The organism is Escherichia sp. 10290 (genome assembly GCF_030295155.1).
GTDB classification, from domain to species: domain Bacteria; phylum Pseudomonadota; class Gammaproteobacteria; order Enterobacterales; family Enterobacteriaceae; genus Escherichia; species Escherichia coli_F.
Map to the genome: position 1 here is coordinate 4,295,205 of NZ_AP025741.1, position 22,477 is coordinate 4,317,681.

23 protein-coding genes are annotated in these 22,477 nt (G+C 52.9%); 8 read left to right on the forward strand and 15 right to left on the reverse strand.

The genetic code is table 11. The annotated features are described in order from the left end of the window. Positions 1–59: 59 nt before the first annotated feature. The 6 genes from ugpB to livK form a co-directional block, all read right to left on the reverse strand. Positions 60–1,376, reverse strand: coding sequence for a sn-glycerol-3-phosphate ABC transporter substrate-binding protein UgpB (gene ugpB, locus QUE74_RS21725; protein WP_000803190.1), 1,317 nt, complete (start codon positions 1,374–1,376; stop codon positions 60–62). 397 nt (positions 1,377–1,773) lie between these two features. Beyond that, the gene (gene livF / locus QUE74_RS21730) at positions 1,774–2,487 is read right to left on the reverse strand and encodes a high-affinity branched-chain amino acid ABC transporter ATP-binding protein LivF (protein ID WP_000416895.1); all 714 of its coding nucleotides are present in this window, start codon (positions 2,485–2,487) and stop codon (positions 1,774–1,776) included. A gap of 1 nt (position 2,488) precedes the next feature. Next, positions 2,489–3,256, reverse strand: coding sequence for a high-affinity branched-chain amino acid ABC transporter ATP-binding protein LivG (livG, locus tag QUE74_RS21735; RefSeq protein WP_000082101.1), 768 nt, complete (start codon positions 3,254–3,256; stop codon positions 2,489–2,491). Next, a complete protein-coding gene (gene livM / locus QUE74_RS21740; RefSeq protein WP_000803807.1) occupies positions 3,253–4,530 on the reverse strand; it encodes a branched chain amino acid ABC transporter permease LivM in 1,278 nt (425 codons plus the stop codon). Before livM ends, livG begins: the two co-directional genes overlap by 4 nt. Next, complete coding sequence (gene livH, locus QUE74_RS21745; protein ID WP_286331858.1) at positions 4,527–5,453, reverse strand: high-affinity branched-chain amino acid ABC transporter permease LivH; 927 nt, start codon at positions 5,451–5,453, stop codon at positions 4,527–4,529. Before livH ends, livM begins: the two co-directional genes overlap by 4 nt. 47 nt (positions 5,454–5,500) lie before the next feature. Beyond that, positions 5,501–6,610, reverse strand: a complete 1,110-nt coding sequence (gene livK / locus QUE74_RS21750; protein ID WP_001353622.1) for a high-affinity branched-chain amino acid ABC transporter substrate-binding protein LivK — start codon at positions 6,608–6,610, stop codon at positions 5,501–5,503. 423 nt (positions 6,611–7,033) lie between these two features. On the opposite strand from livK, the gene panM reads away from it, so the two are divergent. After that, positions 7,034–7,417, forward strand: coding sequence for an aspartate 1-decarboxylase autocleavage activator PanM (gene panM, locus QUE74_RS21755; RefSeq protein ID WP_000778764.1), 384 nt, complete (start codon positions 7,034–7,036; stop codon positions 7,415–7,417). A gap of 200 nt (positions 7,418–7,617) precedes the next feature. On the opposite strand, the gene livJ is transcribed toward panM, so the two are convergent. From livJ to ftsY, 5 genes are all read right to left on the reverse strand, one after another. After that, complete coding sequence (livJ, locus tag QUE74_RS21760; RefSeq protein WP_001021996.1) at positions 7,618–8,721, reverse strand: branched chain amino acid ABC transporter substrate-binding protein LivJ; 1,104 nt, start codon at positions 8,719–8,721, stop codon at positions 7,618–7,620. 271 nt (positions 8,722–8,992) lie between these two features. After that, entirely contained in the window at positions 8,993–9,847 is an 855-nt protein-coding gene (gene rpoH / locus QUE74_RS21765) for an RNA polymerase sigma factor RpoH (protein ID WP_000130217.1), read from the reverse strand. A gap of 244 nt (positions 9,848–10,091) precedes the next feature. Next, positions 10,092–11,150 carry a permease-like cell division protein FtsX gene (ftsX, locus tag QUE74_RS21770; protein WP_001042007.1) on the reverse strand — a complete coding sequence of 353 codons (1,059 nt, stop codon included), beginning with the start codon at positions 11,148–11,150 and terminating at the stop codon, positions 10,092–10,094. After that, complete coding sequence (gene ftsE, locus QUE74_RS21775) at positions 11,143–11,811, reverse strand: cell division ATP-binding protein FtsE (RefSeq protein WP_000617723.1); 669 nt, start codon at positions 11,809–11,811, stop codon at positions 11,143–11,145. Before ftsE ends, ftsX begins: the two co-directional genes overlap by 8 nt. Before the next feature lie 2 nt (positions 11,812–11,813). Further along, the gene (gene ftsY / locus QUE74_RS21780) at positions 11,814–13,352 is read right to left on the reverse strand and encodes a signal recognition particle-docking protein FtsY (protein ID WP_001040621.1); all 1,539 of its coding nucleotides are present in this window, start codon (positions 13,350–13,352) and stop codon (positions 11,814–11,816) included. A gap of 149 nt (positions 13,353–13,501) precedes the next feature. Between ftsY and rsmD the strand changes: the two genes are divergently transcribed. Together rsmD and QUE74_RS21790 are read left to right on the forward strand one after the other, a co-directional pair. Continuing rightward, a complete protein-coding gene (gene rsmD, locus QUE74_RS21785) occupies positions 13,502–14,098 on the forward strand; it encodes a 16S rRNA (guanine(966)-N(2))-methyltransferase (RefSeq protein WP_000743195.1) in 597 nt (198 codons plus the stop codon). Beyond that, positions 14,088–14,357 (forward strand): DUF1145 family protein, encoded by a 270-nt coding sequence (locus QUE74_RS21790; RefSeq protein WP_001295207.1) that lies wholly within the window; start codon positions 14,088–14,090, stop codon positions 14,355–14,357. Before rsmD ends, QUE74_RS21790 begins: the two co-directional genes overlap by 11 nt. 2 nt (positions 14,358–14,359) lie before the next feature. Here the strand turns inward: QUE74_RS21790 and QUE74_RS21795 are convergent, their stop codons facing one another. After that, positions 14,360–14,719: a DUF2500 domain-containing protein gene (locus tag QUE74_RS21795; RefSeq protein WP_000042869.1), complete on the reverse strand. Its 360-nt coding sequence runs from the start codon at positions 14,717–14,719 to the stop codon at positions 14,360–14,362. A 140-nt stretch (positions 14,720–14,859) separates the two neighbouring features. Here QUE74_RS21795 and QUE74_RS21800 point away from each other — a divergent pair, with 140 nt between their 5' ends. After that, positions 14,860–15,486: a lysoplasmalogenase gene (locus tag QUE74_RS21800; RefSeq protein ID WP_000964715.1), complete on the forward strand. Its 627-nt coding sequence runs from the start codon at positions 14,860–14,862 to the stop codon at positions 15,484–15,486. Between the two features lie 72 nt (positions 15,487–15,558). Beyond that, complete coding sequence (gene zntA / locus QUE74_RS21805) at positions 15,559–17,757, forward strand: Zn(II)/Cd(II)/Pb(II) translocating P-type ATPase ZntA (protein ID WP_000106584.1); 2,199 nt, start codon at positions 15,559–15,561, stop codon at positions 17,755–17,757. Positions 17,758–17,789: 32 nt separating this feature from the next. Here zntA and QUE74_RS21810 read toward each other — a convergent pair whose 3' ends face one another. Together QUE74_RS21810 and tusA are read right to left on the reverse strand one after the other, a co-directional pair. Beyond that, on the reverse strand, positions 17,790–18,098 hold the full coding sequence (locus QUE74_RS21810) for a hypothetical protein (RefSeq protein WP_000385061.1): 309 nt from the start codon (positions 18,096–18,098) through the stop codon (positions 17,790–17,792). Positions 18,099–18,312: 214 nt separating this feature from the next. Next, positions 18,313–18,558 carry a sulfurtransferase TusA gene (gene tusA / locus QUE74_RS21815; protein ID WP_000130623.1) on the reverse strand — a complete coding sequence of 82 codons (246 nt, stop codon included), beginning with the start codon at positions 18,556–18,558 and terminating at the stop codon, positions 18,313–18,315. 220 nt (positions 18,559–18,778) lie between these two features. On the opposite strand from tusA, the gene QUE74_RS21820 reads away from it, so the two are divergent. Continuing rightward, complete coding sequence (locus QUE74_RS21820) at positions 18,779–19,444, forward strand: 7-cyano-7-deazaguanine/7-aminomethyl-7-deazaguanine transporter (RefSeq protein ID WP_001100467.1); 666 nt, start codon at positions 18,779–18,781, stop codon at positions 19,442–19,444. A 72-nt stretch (positions 19,445–19,516) separates the two neighbouring features. Next, positions 19,517–20,074 (forward strand): phage sensitivity protein DcrB, encoded by a 558-nt coding sequence (gene dcrB, locus QUE74_RS21825; RefSeq protein ID WP_001245295.1) that lies wholly within the window; start codon positions 19,517–19,519, stop codon positions 20,072–20,074. A gap of 3 nt (positions 20,075–20,077) precedes the next feature. Here dcrB and QUE74_RS21830 read toward each other — a convergent pair whose 3' ends face one another. Further along, positions 20,078–21,328, reverse strand: a complete 1,251-nt coding sequence (locus QUE74_RS21830; protein ID WP_001322923.1) for an MFS transporter — start codon at positions 21,326–21,328, stop codon at positions 20,078–20,080. Positions 21,329–21,426: 98 nt separating this feature from the next. Between QUE74_RS21830 and QUE74_RS21835 the strand changes: the two genes are divergently transcribed. Continuing rightward, positions 21,427–22,476, forward strand: coding sequence for an AI-2E family transporter (locus QUE74_RS21835; RefSeq protein WP_001353619.1), 1,050 nt, complete (start codon positions 21,427–21,429; stop codon positions 22,474–22,476). Position 22,477: the final 1 nt, after the last annotated feature.

The window sequence follows — 22,477 nt, forward strand, 5'->3', positions numbered from 1 at the left end:
TATCCGGCCTACACGCGATGCCAGGTCAGATAAGCGAAACGCATCCGACATTTCACTGGTTAAGACTTCGTAGATTTCTCAAAGCGGCGCAGTAACTGGTTCCCACGCTCAACAGCGGTATCCAGCGCCTGCTGTGGCGTCTTCTTACCGGTCCACACGCTTTCCAGCTCTTCATCCACAATCACGCGGATCTGCGGCATATTGCCCAGACGCAGCCCTTTGGTGAACGGCAACGGCGGCTTGTTCAGCATCTGACGCGTCGCGGTATCCGCCCCTGGGTTTTTCTCGTAAAAGCCCTGCTCACGGGTCAGGTCATACGCCGCTTTGGTGATTGGCAGATAACCGGTTTTCTGATGCCACTCGGCAGCGTTTTCTGGCTTCGCGAGGAAGTCGAGGAACTTCGCCACGCCGGTGTAAGTTTCTTTATCTTTGCCCTGCATCACCCACAGGCTGGCTCCGCCGATAATGGCGTTTTGTGGCGCATCTTTCGCGTCGGCGTCGTATGGCATCATGCCTACGCCGTAGTTGAATTTGGCGTACTCGCGAATGTTGGCAAGAGAACCCGAAGAGGCGGTCGTCATCGCGCAATCACCGTTATAGAACTTCTCGGTAGATTCATCCTTACGCCCTACGTAACTGAAATCGCCCTTCTTGTTCATCTCTTCGAGCATGGCGATGTGTTTCACCTGCTCCGGCTTGTTGAACTCAAGCACCGCGTCCGTGCCGTCAAAGCCGTTGTTTTTGCTGGCAAACGGCAGACCGTTCCAGGCGCTAAAGTTTTCCAGTTGGATCCAGCCCTGCCAGCCGCTGGCGTAGCCGCACTTCATACCAGAGGCTTTCAGTTTCGCGGCATAGTCTGCCAGATCCTGCCAGGTTTTCGGCGGCTGTTCCGGGTCTAACCCCGCTTTCTTGAAGGCGTCTTTGTTGTAATAGAGAACGGGAGTCGAGCTGTTGAACGGCTGGGAGAGTAAGTGACCGGTTTTGCTGTCGGAGTAGTAACCTGAAACCGTCGGCACAAACTGCGACTCATCGAATTGAATCCCCGCCTCTTTAAACACGTCATACACCGGTTTAATGGCTTTCGACGCCATCATGGTGGCGGTGCCAACTTCATAAACCTGCAAAATAGCAGGCGCGTTGCCGGTACGAAATGCGGCAATCCCCGCACTTAAATTCTGTTCGTAGTTGCCTTTATAGGTCGGTACAATTTTGTAATCCGGGTTTTCGGCGTTAAAACGTTGGGCCAGAGAATCCACCTCTTTACCCAGTTCCCCTTCCATAGAATGCCAGAACGGAATGGTCGTCACTGCCTGTGCATTCCCCATTAACGCCAGTCCGAGCGCCAGTGCTGAAGCTGTATAATGTAACGGTTTCATCGTTTATCTCTCTTGTTGTACCGAATGCGCGAATTCACGCGTTTTATGCTCGCGGGGTAACATGACATGCTCGAATTACAGAAAAATAACTTTTTTGTTACATTTGTAAGATAGTAAGGTGTCAGAAAGATGACAAGGCAGTGACGGCGTAGGTGAGGGAAATTGGGAGATGGGGCACGGATAAGCGGGAAAAATAGAAGGTCTGAATCAAACTCTACAGATTGCTCATCGTTTCATGCCGGATGCGGCGTAAACGCCTTATCCGGCCTACAAGATCGTGCAAATTCAATATATTGCAACTCACCCAGTAGGCCTGATAAGCGCAGCGCATCAGGCAATTTTACATTTGTAACCTGTCTCAAAGGAGTCTTTTGACTCCTTATCAATCAACGTGTTATTACCCGCCTAAATACGCACTTCTCACCGCTTCATTCGCCAGTAGCGCGTCGCCGGTATCGGAAAGCACGACATGACCGTTTTCCAGCACATAGCCGCGATCTGCCAGCTTTAGCGCCTGGTTGGCGTTCTGCTCGACGAGGAAGATAGTCATCCCCTGCTCGCGCAGTTGCTCGATGGTGTCGAAAATTTGCTGGATGATAATCGGCGCAAGACCGAGCGATGGCTCATCAAGCAACAATAAACGCGGGTTGCTCATCAGCGCGCGACCAATCGCCAGCATCTGCTGCTCACCGCCGGACATGGTGCCCGCCCGCTGAACACGGCGCTCATGCAGACGTGGAAACAGTTCATAGACCCACTTTATGCGCTCCTGGAACTGGTCGCGTTCAGCAAAAAAGCCGCCCATCGCCAGATTCTCTTCCACCGTCATGCGTGAGAAGACGCGACGTCCTTCCGGGACAATCGCCACCGCTTCGCGCATGATTTTCGCCGTCTGCCAGTCGGTAATGTCTTTATCATCAAACACAATTCGCCCGCTGGTGGCGCGCGGGTCGCCACATAACGTGCCGAGCAAGGTGGTTTTCCCCGCCCCGTTCGCGCCAATCAGCGTGACAATTTCGCCCTGATTGATATGCAGGCTCACCTCATGCAGCGCCTGGATTTTGCCGTAGTGGGCACTGACTTTGTCAAAGGACAACATGACTTTTTCCATCTTATGCCTCACCTAAATAGGCACGGATCACGTCCGGGTTATTACGGATTTGCTCAGGCGTACCGTTTGCCAGTGGCGTCCCCTGATTGACCACGTAAATTCTGTCTGAAATCCCCATCACCAGTTTCATATCGTGTTCAATCAACAAAATAGTGGTGTTGTGATGGTTACGCAGTTCGGCAATCAGCTCATCCAGCTCTTTGGTTTCTTTCGGGTTAAGACCTGCCGCTGGTTCGTCGAGCATTAAAATCTCCGGCTGCGTTACCATGCAGCGGGCGATCTCCAGACGGCGCTGGTCACCGTAGGCCAGGTTACTCGCCTGACGGTTAGCGTGTTCGAGCAAACCAATGCGCTCAAGCCAGGTTGCGGCACGGTCGAGGGCTTCGCTCTGGGCGCGGCGGAAAGAAGGCGTTTTCAACAGGCCGGAGAACAGCCCGGTTTTCAGTTGCTGATGCTGCGCCACCAGCAAGTTTTCAATCACCGTCATTTCACGGAACAGACGCACATGCTGGAAGGTGCGCACCACGCCCATGCGGGCGATTTGCTGGCCGGGCAAACCTTCCAGATGCTGATCGCGCAGTAAAATAGTGCCGCCGGTGGGTTTGTAGAAACCGGTCAGGCAGTTAAAAACCGTGGTTTTTCCGGCACCGTTAGGGCCGATTAACGAGACGATCTCCTGCGGGTACAGTTCAAGATTGACGTTATTCACCGCCAGCAGGCCGCCGAAGCGCATCATCAGGCCGTTAACAGATAATAATGGCTGACTCATGCCTGCTCTCCTTTCGCTGCGCCGTTTTTCAGCTTGAGTTGCGGGCGCGTCATGGGCAGCAAGCCCTGCGGACGCCAGATCATCATCAGCACCATCAAACCACCGAGCATTAACATGCTGTATTCGTTGAAATCACGCATCAACTCTCGCGACACCACCAGCAAAATTGCAGCCAGAATCACCGCAAATTGCGAGCCCATACCACCGAGCACCACTATCGCCAGCACAAACGCCGATTCGGCAAAGGTGAAGGATTCCGGGCTGACAAATCCCTGACGTGCCGCGAACAGCGTTCCGGCAAAACCCGCAAACGCGGCGCTGATGGTAAAGGCGGTCAGCTTGATACGACGCGGACTTAAGCCCAGCGAACGACAGGCGATTTCATCTTCACGCAACGCTTCCCACGCGCGGCCCAGCGGCATTCGCAGTAAGCGGTTAATGACAAACAGGCTTAACACCACCAACAGTAACGCCACCAGGTAGAGGAAGATGACGCGATCGGACGGGTCGTATTTCAGGCCAAAGAAATTGCTGAACGTATCCCAGCCGCCTTCGCGGGCGGTGCGACTGAACTCGAGTCCGAAGAGAGTCGGTTTCGGGATCTGACTGATTCCGTTCGGACCGCCGGTGATTTCCGTGTTATTGAGCAGCAATATGCGCACAATTTCGCCGAAACCGAGAGTAACGATCGCCAGATAGTCGCCACGTAAACGCAACACCGGGAAGCCGAGCAGGAATCCCGCCGCCGCCGCCATCAACCCGGCAATCGGCAAACAGGTCCAGAAGCCAAGACCGTAATAGTGATTGAGCAAGGCAAAGGTGTAAGCGCCGATGGCGTAAAAACCACCGTAACCCAGTACCAGTAAGCCAGACAGCCCCACCACCACGTTCAGCCCGAGGCCGAGGATAATGTAGATCATGGTCAGGGTGGCGATATCCACCGTCCCACGCGACACCATAAACGGCCACGCCACCGCAAGCACCAGCAGGGCCACGAGGAACAGTTTCTGCTTCACCGTGGAGCCATCAATCGCGGGCAGAATAAACTTCGGCCCGGAAACGCTTTTTAGCCCTTTCTGAAACGCAGGTCGCACAAGCTGGAAGAAAAAGACCACCGCAGTGCCAATAAACACCCACTGCCATCGGATGTCTGAAGCCGTATCGACCACCAGTTTGGTGCCGTCCAGCTCCAGTTGCACTCCCATAAAGACGCCCGCGAGAACAAAGAACATGGCGGCAGAGAGCAGCGCCATTGCAATATGCATCGGTTTCATACTTTCTCTACCTCCGGGCGACCCAGAATACCGGTCGGCATCACCAGCAGCACCAGAATCAGCAGGGCAAATGAAACCACATCCTTATATTCCGTACTCAGATAGGCAGAAGAGAGCGCTTCCGCAATCCCCAGGATCAGGCCGCCAATCATCGCTCCCGGAATACTGCCAATCCCACCGAGTACCGCAGCAGTAAAGGCTTTCATCCCGGCCATAAAGCCGATGTAGGGGTTAATTACGCCATAGAACTGACCGAGCAGCACACCTGCCACCGCCGCCATCGCCGCGCCAATCACAAAGGTCAGCGCAATCACCCGGTCAGTGTTGATGCCAAGCAGGCTCGCCATTTTCAGGTCTTCCGCGCAAGCACGACAGGCGCGCCCCATGCGGGAATAGCGGATGAAAATTGTCAGCGCCAACATGGCGAGGAAGGTAACAATCCAGATCACCGCCTGCATGGTGGTAATAGAGGCAGAGAAGTTTTCACTATGGCCCACAACCCACTGACCGTTAAACAGGCTGGGTAGCGCCACGTCGCGCGAACCTTCAGTCAGGCTGACGTAGTTTTGCAGGAAGATAGACATGCCGATTGCCGAGATGAGCGCAATCAGGCGCTTAGAGTTACGCACCGGGCGGTAAGCCACACGTTCGATACTCCAGCCATAGGCGCTGGCAATGACGATTGCGCCGACGAATCCCGCCGCCACCAGCAGCCAGCCGGTATCAATGCCCAGCATCATCAGTGCGGCGATGATCATAAAAGAGACGTAGCTGCCGATCATATAAACCTCGCCATGGGCGAAGTTGATCATGCCGATAATGCCGTAAACCATGGTGTAGCCGATGGCTATCAGCGCGTAGGTACTGCCCAGCGTGATGCCGTTAAACATCTGCTGCAAGAAATACAAAAACTGCTCAGACATAAGGTAACCTTTCTAAAACCGCCCGCATTTCACGGGCGGTGGGATGATCACTTGGCTGCCGTCGATGAACCGTCGGCGTGCCACTGGAAGACACCAAAATCAAATCCCTTAAGATCGCCTTTTTCATCCCAGTTCAGCGGCCCAATCACGGTGTTTGCACCGTTAGCTTTTAAATCTTTCACCAGCGCCAGCGGCTCATCGCTGCCGGTACGCTCAAGGGCAGTCGCCAGAGATTGCACCGCCGCGTAGGTGATCCAGACATAAGGTCCGGACGGATCTTTTTTGTCTGCTTTCAGCGCATCAACGATGCCTTTGTTTGCCGGGTCCTGGTCATAGCGTTTTGGCATAGTGACCAACATACCTTCGGCGGCATCACCGGCAATGTTCGACAGCGACGCATTACCCACCCCTTCCGGCCCCATAAACTGAGTTTTCAGGCCAACGGAACGGGCCTGGCGCAGCATCTGCCCCATTTCCGGGTAGTAACCGCCGTAGTAAACGAAGTCGATGTTTTCTTTTTTCAGGCGGGCGATCAGCGCGGAGAAATCTTTCTCACCAGCGGTAATACCGTCGAAGAAGACGACGTTGGCATTGGCTGCTTTCAATCCGTCCTGCACCGAACGCGCCAGCCCTTCGCCATACTGTTGTTTGTCGTGAATGATGGCGATGCGCTGGGGCTTCACCGTCTCAAGAATGTATTTTGCCGCTGTTGGCCCCTGGGAAGAGTCCAGCCCGGCAGTCCGCATGATGTGTTGATAACCGCGTTGGGTCAGCTCCGGGTTGGTCGCCCCCGGCGAGATCATCAAAATACCTTCGTCTTCGTAGATATCTGAAGCAGGCTGAGTAGAGGAGGAACACAGATGACCAATAACGTATTTAATGCCGTCGTTAACGATTTTGTTGGCGACCGCAACGGCTTGTTTCGGGTCGCAGGCGTCGTCATATTCCACGCCCACCAGCTTATCGCCTTTAATTCCCCCTTTGGCATTAATGTCTTTAATCGCCTGACGCGCGCCGTTAAATTCCATATCGCCCCACTGGGCAATCGGACCGGACATCGCGCCGACAACGGCAACTTTAATATCGTCGGCCATAGCGGTGTGTGAAATTGTCAGTGCAATCATCCCTGCGATGATAGTTTTCGCATTCCGTTTCATAGTCAAAAATCCCCATTCGTGATGTTGTGTTGCTTTGTTTTTATGTGTTAACAAATCAGACTGTACTTTTTTTATACTGCACTGTTTTTGCCTGTCTGATTAAGGGTTTAGCGCAGTGTTTTGTGATAATAGCGATTAAAATCCCTATTTTTCAGTCGATTAAGAACAGATAATATTCTGAATTTATTGATAGATAAACAGAAAAAAGCGCCGTTGTCAGCATAAAATAACGGTACAAAGGGCGGAATAATTCACTACCATTCAGGGGATTATGCTGGACATTTTTCATTCTCTAATGTTTTTAATTTGTAATTATTGCTGTTAAAAAATTAATCACCTGCCAAAAGAAATAAAAAAGAGAAAGCCTCCGATTAAATTATTTCGCTACACTGGTTCCACTTTTGTGATTTACACGGGTTTCCCATGAAGCTGACCATCATTCGTTTAGAACACTTTAGCGACCAGGACCGGATTGATCTGCAAAAGATCTGGCCGGAGTACTCCCCTTCCTCTTTACAGGTTGACGATAACCACCGCATCTACGCCGCGCGTTTTAACGAGCGCCTGCTCGCGGCCGTGCGGGTAACCTTAAACGGCACCGAGGGGGCACTGGATTCCCTGCGCGTGCGGGAAGTCACCCGACGTCGCGGTGTGGGGCAATATCTGCTGGAAGAGGTTTTGCGTAACAATCCTGGCGTTTCAGGCTGGTGGATGGCGGATGCAGGCGTGGAAGATCGCGGCGTGATGACGGCGTTTATGCAGGCGCTGGGGTTTACGGCACAACAGGGCGGCTGGGAGAAGCGTTAATCGTCAAGTTTGATTTCAAAAGTGATGACCAACGAGAAATTGCCTGATGCGCTACGCTTATCAGGCCTACAATGTGTGCTGCAATTTACTGATTTCTTTGGATCTTGTAGGCCGGATAAGGCGTTTACGCCGCATCCGGCATGAAGCATGCGTACTCGATATTAGCAATTTGGCGGCAACCCAAAGTTGCCGATTAATGATTACTTCGCATCGGTCGCCGTGCCGTTGGCGTGCCAGTCAAATACGCCGAACTCAAAGCCTTTCAGATCGCCTTTCTCATCCCAGGTCAGCGGCCCCATCACGGTATCCACGGAGTTCGCTTTCAGGTATTTGGCGATTTCAGCCGGATCGTCAGACTGATTCAGGCCCGCCTGCAAAGATTGCAGCGCGGCGTAGGTGGTCCAGACGAACGCGCCGCTTGGGTCCTGTTTTTTCGCTTTGATCGCGTCAACAATTGGTTTGTTCGCCGGAACCTGATCGTAGTTCTTCGGCTTGGTTACCAGCAACCCTTCAGCTGACTCGCCCGCAATGTTAGACAGCGAGACGTTAGCCACGCCTTCTGGCCCCATAAACTGAGTTTTCAGCCCTGCCGCGCGTGCCTGACGCAGGATCTGCCCCATTTCCGGGTGATAACCGCCGTAGTAAACGAAGTCGATATTCTCTTTTTTCAGACGCGCCACCAGCGTTGAGAAATCTTTTTCCCCGGCGGTGATGCCGTCAAAGAACACCACGTTAGCATTGCCTTTCTTCAGGCCGTCCTGCACTGCACGCGCCAGACCTTCGCCGTACTGCTGTTTGTCGTGAACGATAGCAATGCGTTGCGGTTTCACTTTCTCAAGAATATATTTCGCCGCCGTCGGTCCCTGGTCGGAGTCCAGGCCGGTGGTGCGCAGGATCAGCTGATAGCCACGGGCGGTCAGCTCTGGTGCGGTTGCTGCTGGGGTGATCATTAAAATGCCTTCGTCTTCGTAGATGTCAGACGCTGGCTGCGTTGATGAAGAGCAGAGGTGACCAATCACATATTTAATGCCGTCGTTAACGACTTTGTTCGCCACCGCGACCGCCTGTTTCGGGTCACAGGCATCGTCATATTTTACGATTTGCAGTTTATTGCCTTTGATACCACCTTTAGCATTGATATCCGCAACCGCCTGCTCTGCGCCAGTAAACTCCTGGTCACCGTACTGGGCCACCGGACCTGACATTGCGCCCACGACCGCGACTTTAATATCTTCTGCCAGAGCCATATTGCTGAATGCCAGCGCGATACATCCTGCCAGTAACGCTTTACCCTTTATATTCATCCTGAGAATCCCCATTCATCTGGTTATTACGTGTGTTGTGATGTTGTTGTTCAGCACTTTATTTCGTTTTATGCATGACTACCCGTGCTTTAGCAGCATACTCTGCTAAAACATACCCGATTTTTATGATATTGGAATAGCTATTTTGACAGTTTATTAACAATCTGCGTGGGGATTGGCGTTTTGTCGGAGGGGGTAATTGATTATTGTAGAGGTCCAAAAAACAAAAACCCCGGACTCTCATCCAGGGTTCTCTGCTTAACAGCGGTAATTACGCTTCAATAGCAGCGCGAAGTTTTTTCATCGCGTTCTTTTCCAGCTGGCGCACACGCTCAGCGGAAACACCGTAACGGTCAGCCAGTTCCTGCAACGTGGACTTGTTGTCTTCGTCCAACCAGCGTGCGCGGATAATGTCCTGGCTACGCTCATCCAGACCCTGCATCGCGTCGGTCAGACGGTTTGCCGCCTGCTCTTCCCAGTTATCATCTTCAATGCCGTCGGCAAAGTTGGACGATTTATCCTGCAGATAGAGCACCGGAGCCATCGGCTGGCTGTCGGAATCGTCGTCGGAAGACAGGTCAAAGGTCATGTCCTGTGCCGCCATACGCGATTCCATCTCACGTACGTCTTTGCTGGTTACGCCCAGTTCACGGGCCACCATTTCGACTTCATCCTGATTAAACCAGCCCAGACGCTGCTTGGTTTTACGCAGGTTGAAGAACAGTTTGCGCTGCGCTTTGGTGGTCGCAACTTTGACGATACGCCAGTTGCGCAGAACGTATTCGTGGATCTCTGCTTTGATCCAGTGAACGGCGAAGGAGACCAGGCGCACACCCACTTCCGGGTTAAAACGGCGCACTGCTTTCATCAGGCCGATGTTACCTTCCTGAATCAAATCCGCCTGTGGCAGGCCATAGCCCGCATAATTACGAGCAATATGAACAACAAACCGCAGGTGAGACAGGATCAGCGTTTTTGCTGCTTCCAGATCGCCATGGTAATGCAGCTTTTCAGCCAGCGCCCGCTCCTCGTCAGCCGACAACATCGGCCACGCGTTAGCTGCCCGGATGTAGGAATCCAGGTTGCCAACAGGGGCTAAAGCTAAACTTTGCATTTTGTCAGTCATTCAAATCCTCTCAATCGATATCTTCTGGCGCTTCAGTGGTAGCAACAACTGTGCCAGAGCTTAAGAGCAACGAGGTTATCATTCACTGTTTTATCAGACCGTGATTTTATCCACAAGTTCAATGCAACGCTGTGAATAAATTACGCACAAAATGTGACATAGAGATGAAATACCGGGAAGAGACAACGGGGTCTCTTTCCCTGCTACGGAACCCATTGCAGGGAAAGAGTATAACACGCTTTTATTATTCAGGCGTAAAGTGGCGTAAATGTTGTACCGTGGCAAGCCAGGCTGCCACCCAGCCAATCATCGAGCATACCAGCAGCAATAGCAGGCATTCATCAAAAGATAAGCCATTGATATCAAACCTCGTTCCGAAAACCTGTGCCACTTCCGCAACCGCCGAAGACAAACGCAGGACCAGAATTTCCGACAAAATTAATGACAGCAATGCGCCAGAAAATCCCAGCAATGCGCCACCGTACAGGAATGGGCGCAGGATGAAACCATCTGTCGCACCAATCAGTTTCTGTACGTTAATGGAGTCACGGCGAGCAAAGATGCTCAGACGCACACTGTTACCGATGACGAGGAACACTGCCGCCACCATCAATACGCCGATCATTGCCGAAACGCGCCCGACCAGCCCGGTCAACGCCGCCAGACGGGCAAACCAGCTGTCATCCATTCGCACTTCGTCAATGCCGTTGATCTGGGTGATACGATCGCGCAAGGTATTCAGTGACTCGGTCCCCTGAAAATCGAGTTTCGGGATTACCACCGCCACTGCCGGAAGCGGGTTTTCTTCCAGCATATCCAGCGCACCACCAAAACCAGACCAGTTACGGAACTCGCCCAGTGCGTCTTCACGAGAAAGATAGTTTACTTTCTCTACACCTTGCTCGGCCTGCAACTGTGCCACCACGCCCGCAGCGGCGTCATCGTCCAGCGTTTTTTGCAGATAAACGGTGATTTGCGGTGACGGATAATACTGCGTCGCCGCCTGGTTAACGTTTTTGTACACCATATAACAGACGCTGGGCAGCGTCAGAGAGATGGCAATAACCATCACCGTTAAAAACGTGGCGAACGGTTTGCTTTTCAGATCCTGCAATGCGCCGTGGAAGGCATAGCGCACCTGTTCGTTGAAAACGTTAGTTTTGCGGTTTACCGGTTTTGGCGAGGATTTCGCGCGTTTCGGCGCATTACGACCGCCGTCGCCAGAGCCGCCGACCGATTTACGGAAGCGATCCAGACGCCCGCCAAACTGCCGGATATGATTGATTGCATCGCGCTTATTCATGGCCCACGCCTCCATGCAAGTGACCATCGCTCAGGGTGAGCATGCGATAGGAACGCCGCGAAATCAGGTTGATGTCGTGCGTTGCCATCAATACGGTTACCCCAACGCGGTTGAATTCTTCAAACAGACGTAGAATTCCTTCTGACAACGCGTCGTCAAGGTTACCGGTCGGTTCATCCGCCAGCAGTACCGCGGGCTTGTTCACCACCGCGCGGGCAATGCCAACACGCTGTTGTTCACCGCCGGAAAGCTGAATAGGGAAGTTCTTCGCTTTGTCCAGTAGCCCGACTTTATCCAGCGCCGCCGATACACGACGACGAATATCGTCACCGCTGGCACCGGCGATAATCAGCGGGATCGCCACGTTATCGTAGACAGTACGGTCCATCAGTAGATGGTGATCCTGGAAAATCATGCCAATCTGGCGGCGCAGAAACGGAACTTCACGGTTTTTCAGACGCGTGATGTCATGGCCGCTAAACCAGATTTTCCCGGCGCTGGGCCGCTCAATCCCACAGATCAGCTTCAGGAGGGTACTTTTCCCTGCGCCGGAATGACCGGTCAGAAACGCCATCTCACCCGGCTGCATATGGAACGTAACGCCCTGCAGCGCCTGTCTCCCACCGAGATAAGCCTTGCTGACATGTTCAAAGCGAATCATTGTTAATCCTCTCGGGCAAAAAGTGCCTCTATAAAGTCGTCCGCTTTAAACGGACGCAAATCCTCAATACGTTCGCCGACACCAATGTAGCGGATAGGGATACCAAACTGGTCAGCCACCGAGAAAATTACCCCGCCTTTCGCCGTGCCGTCCAGTTTCGTTAGCGTGATGCCGGTTAAGCCAACGGCTTCGTGGAACAGTTTGGCCTGGCTTACTGCATTCTGCCCGGTACTGGCGTCGATAGTCAGCATAACTTCATGCGGAGCTTCAACGTCGAGTTTCTTCATCACGCGGACGATTTTCTTCAACTCTTCCATCAAGTGCGATTTGTTCTGCAGGCGCCCGGCGGTATCGGCAATCAGAACGTCGATGTTACGCGCTTTAGCGGCCTGAATGGCGTCGAAGATAACAGAAGCAGAATCCGCACCGGTATGCTGGGCAATCACCGGAATATTATTACGCTGCCCCCAGACCTGAAGCTGTTCAACCGCTGCTGCACGGAAAGTATCGCCCGCCGCCAGCATCACTGATTTACCCTGCTGCTCAAACTGACGCGCCAGCTTACCAATCGTCGTGGTTTTACCCACACCGTTGACGCCCACCATCAGGATCACGAATGGCGTTTTACCTTCAACGTTCAGCGGTTCATCGACTTTCGCCAGTATCTCACCCATCTCTTCTTTCAGCAGGCCATAGAGCGCCTCGGCATCACGAAGCTGCTTGCGGGTCGCACCTTCTGTCAGATTGGTGATAATTTTACGCGTGGTTTCCACGCCCACATCGGCGATGAGCAATTGCTCTTCCAATTCTTCAAACAGATCATCGTCGATTTTTTTACCGCGGAACAGGCTGATAAATCCGGAACCGAGGTTTTCTTTGGTTTTTAACAGGCTGCGTTTCAGGCGCGCGAAGAAACCTTCTTTGGTCGGTTTTTCCTGCTCCTGAGCGATTTCTTCCACCGGCTGCTCTTCTTCTGCCGGAGGAACCACCATCACCGCCTCTTCTGCCGCTTCGGCAGCCAGCGCCTGTGCTTCCAGCTCTTCGTCGGTGATTTCGTCTTTAGCCGCTTCTTCTTCCGCCGCTTCGACAATCTCTACGGTTTCCGCTTCGGCCTGCCACTCTTCTGGCGAAACCTCTTCGGCTTTGACGTCTTCCGGCAACGGCAGCTCTTCACGCTCGATAGCCACAGGCTCTGGCGTAACTTCAGGTTCAATGACTGACGCTGGCGTTTCTTCAACTATCGTTTCCGGCTCAGTAATAACTTCCGGTTCAGCAACAGCTTCAGGCTGCGCTTTTTCACTTTCAGCAACCTGTTCAGTAACTTCCACAACGTCGGCAGCAAAAGTTTCCGCCTCGGCTTCAGTATGCGCCTGCGGCTGCTCTTCAACGGCTTGTTCAGAAGCCTTCGCAGGCTCTTGCGCCGGAACGATTTCTTCTACAACCGGTTGTTCGTTCTGGACTTCTGTCTCTTTTTCCGGGGTCTGCTCTTTTTGACCAAAGCCCAGCCAGGAAAAAAAGCCACGTTTTTTTTCTTTCGCCATTTGCGACTACACTCCTCGCTGTTGCTTCATGGCACAGCGTTAACGCTATGTACATAGCAGCTAAAAAAATGATGAAATAGTCTATCACTTAACTTAATTCACATCACCGCCTGCAAGTATGTGTTATATGGCGGATTGAGCAATTTATCATGAAAAAACCGAATCATTCCGGCAGCGGCCAAATCCGCATTATTGGCGGGCAGTGGCGAGGCCGTAAACTCCCGGTTCCTGATAGCCCAGGTCTGCGCCCCACCACAGACCGCGTACGCGAAACGTTGTTTAACTGGCTGGCTCCGGTCATTGTTGATGCCCAATGTCTGGATTGCTTCGCCGGGAGCGGCGCGCTGGGGCTGGAAGCGTTATCGCGCTACGCTGCGGGGGCCACGTTGATTGAGATGGATCGCGCGGTTTCTCAGCAGTTAATTAAGAATCTGGCGACACTAAAAGCAGGCAATGCACGCGTGGTGAACAGCAACGCGATGTCATTCCTGGCGCAAAAAGGCACACCGCATAATATCGTGTTTGTCGATCCACCGTTCCGCCGTGGCTTGTTAGAAGAGACGATAAATTTACTGGAAGATAACGGCTGGCTGGCTGACGAAGCCCTGATTTATGTCGAAAGCGAAGTCGAAAACGGTCTGCCCACTGTTCCGGCGAACTGGTCATTACATCGGGAAAAAGTGGCGGGTCAGGTGGCTTATCGGCTGTATCAACGCGAAGCACAAGGAGAAAGTGATGTTGATTAATATTGGACGTTTGTTAATGCTCTGCGTTTGGGGATTTTTAATCCTCAACCTGGTGCATCCCTTCCCGCGTCCGCTGAATATTTTCGTTAACGTGGCGCTGATTTTTACCGTGCTGATGCATGGTATGCAGCTGGCGCTATTGAAATCCACTTTGCCGAAAGATGGCCCGCAGATGACCACCGCCGAAAAGGTGCGCATTTTCCTTTTCGGCGTGTTTGAACTGCTGGTCTGGCAGAAGAAATTTAAAGTTAAAAAATAACCTTATTGTTCGCCAACAAAGCTGACAAAGCGCGTTCCTTTATAGCTCAGCGTACCTTTATCGCCCACTGTCAGGGCATGGTACTGCTGGGCGTCGAGGCGAAAGGTCTGTTCCATTCCTCCGCTTTGCGGTTTGAAGCTCGCCTCATAGCGCATGCTGGTACCTGCCGGTGTCACTTCCTGCTGGCGCGAACGGCGATCGTTAATCGGTTTTTCCCGCTTATTGCTCACCACCACCAACTTTTGCTGGAGTGGCGCTATATCATTATCAGCTTTTTCCCGTCGTTGTTGCATAAAACGAAACGATGCGGCGACGATAATTAAGCCAATGATAACAATAAAGAAAAGAGGTGGTTTGCTCATCTTTATCCCTCATCGGAAAATGCGGAATTAAGCATACCCTGCCAGTTATGGTGTTGTCATCCGTCCACCCTCGCCACTAAACTGGAAGCAAGACCGTAGGCATTCCGCTTACGAAAAAATAACGAATTCAAGGAACTAAGATGCTTTGGTCGTTTATCGCTGTCTGTCTTTCCGCATGGCTATCTGTGGATGCATCGTATCGTGGGCCAACCTGGCAACGCTGGGTATTTAAACCATTAACCCTTCTTCTCCTGCTGTTGCTGGCCTGGCAAGCGCCGATGTTCGACGCCATTAGCTATCTGGTGCTGGCGGGATTGTGCGCCTCACTGCTGGGCGATGCGCTAACCCTGTTGCCACGTCAACGTCTGATGTATGCCATCGGCGCATTTTTCCTCTCGCACCTGCTGTACACCATCTATTTCGCCAGCCAGATGACGCTCTCTTTCTTCTGGCCTTTGCCGCTGGTGTTGCTGGTGCTGGGTGCGCTGTTACTGGCGATTATCTGGACGCGTCTGGAAGAGTATCGTTGGCCTATCTGCACGTTTATCGGCATGACGCTGGTGATGGTATGGCTGGCAGGTGAACTGTGGTTCTTCCGTCCAACCGCTCCGGCACTTTCTGCATTTGTCGGCGCTTCGTTGCTGTTTATCAGTAACTTTGTCTGGCTGGGTAGCCACTATCGCCGACGCTTCCGTGCGGACCACGCGATTGCCGCCGCTTGTTATTTTGCCGGTCACTTCCTCATCGTCCGCTCGCTGTATCTCTGATAAAACTTGACTCTGGAGTCGACTCCAGAGTGTATCCTTCGGTTAATGAGAAAAACTTAACCGGAGGATGCCATGTCGACTCCTGACAATCACGGCAAGAAAGCCCCTCAATTTGCCGCGTTCAAACCGCTAACCACGGTTCAGAACGCCAACGACTGTTGCTGCGACGGCGCATGTTCCAGCACGCCAACGCTCTCTGAAAACGTCTCCGGCACCCGCTATAGCTGGAAAGTCAGCGGCATGGACTGCGCCGCCTGTGCGCGCAAGGTAGAAAATGCCGTGCGCCAGCTTGCAGGCGTGAATCAGGTGCAGGTGTTGTTCGCCACCGAAAAACTGGTGGTGGATGCCGACAATGACATCCGTGCCCAGGTTGAATCTGCGGTGCAAAAAGCGGGCTATTCCCTGCGCGATGAACAGTCCGCCGACGAACAACAAGAATCACGCCTGAAAGAGAATCTGCCGCTGATTACGCTAATCGTGTTGATGGCAATCAGCTGGGGTCTGGAGCAGTTTAATCATCCGTTCGGGCAACTGGCGTTTATCGCGACCACGCTGGTTGGGCTGTACCCGATTGCGCGCCAGGCATTACGACTGATCAAATCTGGCAGCTACTTCGCCATTGAAACGTTAATGAGCGTAGCCGCCATTGGCGCGCTGTTTATTGGCGCAACCGCCGAAGCTGCGATGGTGTTGCTGCTATTTTTGATTGGTGAACGACTGGAAGGCTGGGCCGCCAGCCGCGCACGTCAAGGGGTCAGCGCGTTAATGGCGCTGAAACCGGAAACCGCCACGCGCCTGCGTAATGGCAAGCGTGAAGAGGTAGCAATTAACAGCCTGCGTCCGGGCGATGTTATCGAAGTTGCGGCAGGTGGGCGTTTACCTGCCGACGGTAAACTGCTCTCGCCCTTTGCCAGTTTTGATGAAAGCGCCCTGACCGGCGAATCCATTCCGGTGGAGCGCGCGACGGGTGATAAAGTTCCTGCAGGCGCCACCAGCGTAGACCGTCTGGTTACCCTGGAAGTGTTGTCAGAACCGGGTGCCAGCGCCATTGACCGCATTCTGAAACTGATCGAAGAAGCCGAAGAGCGCCGCGCGCCGATTGAGCGGTTTATCGACCGTTTCAGCCGTATTTACACGCCAGCGATTATGGCGGTCGCTCTGCTGGTAACTCTGGTGCCGCCGCTGCTGTTTGCCGCCAGCTGGCAAGAGTGGATTTATAAAGGGCTGACGCTGCTGCTGATTGGCTGCCCGTGTGCGCTGGTGATCTCAACACCTGCGGCGATTACCTCCGGGCTGGCGGCAGCAGCGCGTCGTGGGGCGTTGATTAAAGGCGGTGCGGCGCTGGAACAACTAGGTCGTGTTACCCAGGTGGCGTTTGATAAAACCGGTACGCTGACCGTCGGTAAACCGCGCGTTACCGCGATTCATCCGGCAACGGGGATTAGTGAATCTGAACTGCTGTCGCTGGCAGCGGCGGTAGAACAAGGCGCGACGCATCCACTGGCGCAGGCCATTGTGCGTGAAGCACAGGTCGCTGCGCTAACCATTCCTGCCGCCGAATCACAGCGGGCGCTGGTCGGGTCTGGTATTGAAGCACTGATTAACGGCGAGCGCGTGTTGATATGCGCTGCCGGAAAACATCCGGTTGTTGCATTTGCTGGTTTAATTAACGAACTGGAAAGCGCCGGGCAAACGGTAGTACTGGTGGTGCGTAACGATGAAGTGCTGGGTGTCATTGCATTGCAGGATACCCTGCGCGCCGACGCCGCAACTGCCATCAGCGAACTGAGCGCCCTGGGCGTCAAAGGAGTGATCCTCACTGGCGATAATCCACGCGCAGCGGCGGCAATCGCCGGTGAACTGGGGCTGGAATTTAAAGCGGGCCTATTACCAGAAGATAAAGTCAAAGCGGTGACCGAGCTGAATCAACATGCGCCTCTGGCGATGGTCGGTGACGGTATTAACGACGCGCCCGCCATGAAAGCTGCCGCCATAGGGATTGCAATGGGCAGTGGCACAGATGTGGCGCTGGAAACCGCCGACGCAGCATTAACCCATAACCACCTGCGCGGCCTGGCGCAGATGATTGAACTGGCACGCGCCACTCACGCCAATATCCGCCAGAACATCACCATTGCGCTGGGGCTGAAAGGGATCTTCCTCGTCACAACGCTGTTAGGGATGACCGGACTATGGCTGGCGGTGCTGGCAGATACGGGTGCGACGGTGCTGGTGACAGCGAATGCGTTAAGATTGTTGCGCAGGAAGTAAAAGTGTTGCCTGATAGCCTCTGGCTATCAGGCTTAGTGCTGAGGCGGGAACGGCGGCATAGTCAGGAAAGCATAATAAAGCGCTAACATCAGAATGACGGAGATAACACAGCATGCAGCAACCAAGCGGGATGCTATGGATGGCCTTTTGAACATCAACCACAGGGCATAAGCAAGCCCGACACCGTTAAGTAAAGGTAAAAAAATCATTAGCCAGAGCCAACCCCAGGCAAGTACCCCCAGCCATCCCCCCACGACGATAAAAACAGGGATCAGCCAATTGGGGGTGAAGATCGCGAGCAATCCCAGCAATACCAGACAAACTGGAATTAAATAATCCATTTGTGCATTCCATTACGTTTGCGTGCCGGATGCGGCGTAAACGCCTTATCTGGCCTACACAGGGCATCGAACTCGTAGGCATGATAAGACGCGACAGCGTCGCATCAGGCATTGTGCACCGTATCGCCAGATGCAGCTTGAACGTTTTATCCGTCCTACAAACCGGTTGCAAGCCGCAAAATTGAGCGCGATCGGTCCGCTAGCCTGATCCACCTTACCCCGATTTGCGAATCAAATAACGATAAGGCAGTCCATCGGTCTCTTTCGCAACCAGTTCGTGTTCCATAAAGGTACAAAACCCAGGAATATCGCGTGTCGTCGCCGGATCGTCAGCAATAATCAGCAACGTTTCACCTGGCTGCATATTGCGCACAGTTTTGCGCACCATCATTACTGGTTCCGGGCAGCGCAGGCCAAGTGCGTCGAGTGTGTGGTCAGGGCTGGAAAAGAGATCGGTCATTTTCTTCTCATCACATAAAAAAACGGCGCTAGTTTACGCCCTGTGAGTCCGTAAGCAAACCAGGTTAACGATTGCGTGAAAATTAACCATTGCATTGTCAACGTAAAGCAGTATCATGCGGCGGCTCGAAAAAAGGGTCAGCACGTTATTATGTTAAGGTAACAGACGTGTCGTACGTATTGGGTTCCCTCACCCCAATGGTTAATCAAAAAGGTACAATATGAACGTTTTCTCGCAAACTCAACGCTATAAGGCGTTGTTCTGGTTATCGTTATTTCATCTGTTGGTGATCACCTCCAGTAACTATCTGGTTCAGCTTCCCGTATCCATTTTTGGTTTCCATACCACCTGGGGCGCGTTTAGCTTTCCGTTTATTTTCCTTGCTACCGACCTGACTGTGCGTATTTTTGGCGCACCGCTGGCCCGTCGTATCATCTTTGCGGTGATGATCCCGGCGTTACTGATCTCCTACGTCATCTCGTCGCTGTTCTATATGGGTTCCTGGCAGGGATTCGGCGCGCTCGCCCACTTCAACCTGTTTGTCGCCCGTATCGCCACCGCCAGTTTCATGGCCTACGCGCTGGGGCAAATCCTCGACGTGCACGTTTTTAACCGCCTGCGTCAGAGTCGTCGCTGGTGGCTGGCACCGACGGCTTCCACCCTGTTTGGTAACGTCAGCGACACGCTGGCCTTCTTCTTCATTGCCTTCTGGCGCAGCCCAGATGCCTTTATGGCCGAACACTGGATGGAAATCGCGCTGGTCGATTACTGTTTCAAAGTGTTAATCAGTATCGTTTTCTTCCTGCCAATGTATGGCGTATTACTCAATATGCTGTTGAAAAGACTGGCAGATAAATCCGAAATCAACGCTTTGCAGGCGAGTTAAAGGTTCGTTATCAGAGTTGTGATAAGATGGATGAATGAGCCGTTATGGCCGTTTATCGAAAGGAAGAAGTCAATGCGCAATCTGGTTAAATATGTCGGAATTGGCCTGCTGGTTATGGGGCTTGCGGCCTGTGATGATAAAGACACTAACGCTACGGCGCAGGGTTCGGTCGCGGAAAGTAACGCTACCGGGAATCCCGTCAACCTGCTTGATGGCAAGTTAAGTTTCTCGCTGCCAGCGGATATGACCGACCAGAGCGGTAAGCTGGGAACGCAGGCTAATAACATGCATGTCTGGTCCGACGCCACCGGGCAAAAAGCAGTCATCGTCATCATGGGCGATGATCCGAAAGAAGATCTGGCGGTGCTGGCGAAGCGCCTGGAAGATCAGCAACGTAGCCGCGATCCGCAGCTGCAAGTGGTAACCAATAAAGCCATTGAGCTGAAAGGTCACAAAATGCAGCAGTTAGACAGCATTATCTCCGCGAAAGGCCAGACGGCGTACTCTTCCGTTATTCTGGGTAATGTGGGTAATCAACTGCTGACCATGCAAATTACGCTGCCAGCTGACGATCAGCAAAAAGCACAGACCACCGCAGAAAACATCATTAATACGCTGGTTATTCAGTAAGTTTTAAGATGATGAGATGGCCTCAGGTACTTCCACCGGAGGCCGTTTTTTTAATCGCCACGTCAGTAATAACGCGATTGCGACCAGTCCCGCCGCCGCCAGATAAATCACCGGGACGCCCGCCCAACTCATCACCAGCCCAGCCAGTGGTCCGGTCACGCCAAGCGATAAATCCATAAATACGGTGTAAGTTGCCAGCGCCGCCCCCTGATTTTGCTGCGGAACCGCTTTTACCGCCACTACGCCCAATGCCGGGAACACCAGCGAAAACCCCGCCCCCGCGAGTAAGACGCCGATTTTCGCCATCCACGGCATAGTCGCCACGCCAACCAGTAGCAGGCCGATTATCTCAACGCTAAAGCAAATCATCGCCACATTTAAGCCGCCGATACGATTTATGCCGTTAGGGAATAACAATCGCGTTCCAACAAATGCACAGCTAAACAGCGTCAGCGCAAAAGCCGCACCGTCCCAGCCTTTAGCGTCATAAAACAATGTGATAAAGGTGGCGATAACGCCAAATCCGGCAGAAGCCAACGCCAGCGCCATGCCGTATAACCAGACGCGCCCAAGCACCGCGCGAAACGGCAGTGGTTTGCCTTTACTGGCTTTTACCGTCGGACGCGGGATCGCTAACAAAATGGCCACCAGCGCCACACCCATAATGATTAACGCTAACGCCTGCAAGCCGCCCCAGTGATAAAACACGACACCTAACGGCGCACCCATCGCCATCGCCCCGTAAGTGACAATGCCGTTCCACGAAATCACCCGCCCGATATGCAGCGAACCAACCACGCCAACGCCCCATAGGGTCGATCCCGTTCCGGCAAAACTTTGCCCAATCCCAAGGATCACGCGCCCCAGGCACAGTAATAACAGGCTGATGACGGGCAGACTGGCGGTTAATCCTGCCGTCAGATACCCCAAACCGCTCAAAAAGCAGCCGCATAAACCGAAGACGACAATCTTTTTGGGTCCCAGCAAATCGGCGTAACGTCCGGCATGAGGGCGGCTCAGCAAGGTGGCGAAATATTGCAGGCTGATAACCAATCCTGCCCAGAAAGCGCTAAAGCCCATCACATCATGGACATAGCCCGGTAATACAGCGAGCGGCAACCCGATGGTGAGGTAGCTGGCGAAGTTAAACATGACAATGGAGACAATGCGCAAATTCAGGCGCAATCCGTTTAGCGCGGGTTCGGCTACGGGTTCGGGCATGAGGATCACCACATTTTTACAACAGTGTTTCATTTTTACCACGTGCTGACGTGAAAATCAGCAGTAAGAATCAGAATATTGCTGGCGTGACTCCCGCTACACTTAATACAAAAAGTCACAAGGAAGCCCCAATGGAAACCCCTCAACCCGATAAAACGGGCATGCACATTCTGCTTAAACTGGCCTCGCTGGTAGTGATCCTCGCGGGCATTCACGCAGCGGCAGATATCATTGTGCAACTGTTACTGGCGCTGTTTTTTGCCATCGTCCTCAACCCGCTCGTCACCTGGTTTATTCGTCGCGGAGTACAACGCCCCGTTGCCATTACGATTGTGGTGGTGGTGATGCTGATCGCACTAACCGCGCTGGTCGGCGTACTGGCGGCATCGTTTAACGAATTTATCTCTATGCTGCCGAAGTTTAATAAGGAGCTGACGCGCAAACTTTTTAAATTGCAGGAGATGTTGCCTTTTCTTAATTTGCATATGTCGCCGGAGCGAATGCTGCAGCGGATGGACTCGGAAAAAGTGGTTACCTTCACCACGGCGCTAATGACCGGGCTTTCCGGGGCAATGGCGAGCGTACTTTTGCTGGTGATGACCGTAGTTTTCATGCTGTTTGAAGTACGCCACGTCCCCTACAAAATGCGTTTTGCGTTGAATAATCCACAGATTCACATCGCCGGGCTACACCGCGCCTTAAAAGGTGTTTCGCACTATCTGGCATTGAAAACACTGCTAAGTTTATGGACAGGCATTATCGTCTGGCTGGGGCTGGAACTTATGGGCGTACAGTTTGCGCTGATGTGGGCGGTACTGGCGTTTTTGCTTAACTACGTCCCCAATATCGGCGCGGTAATTTCCGCCGTACCGCCAATGATTCAGGTGCTGCTGTTTAATGGCGTTTACGAATGTATTCTGGTCGGCGCATTGTTTTTAGTGGTCCATATGGTCATCGGCAATATTTTAGAACCACGGATGATGGGCCATCGCCTGGGGATGTCCACCATGGTGGTATTTCTTTCATTGTTAATTTGGGGATGGCTGCTCGGCCCGGTAGGGATGCTACTTTCGGTACCATTAACCAGCGTGTGTAAAATCTGGATGGAAACCACCAAAGGCGGTAGCAAACTGGCGATCTTACTGGGGCCGGGCAGACCGAAAAGTCGGTTACCGGGATGAG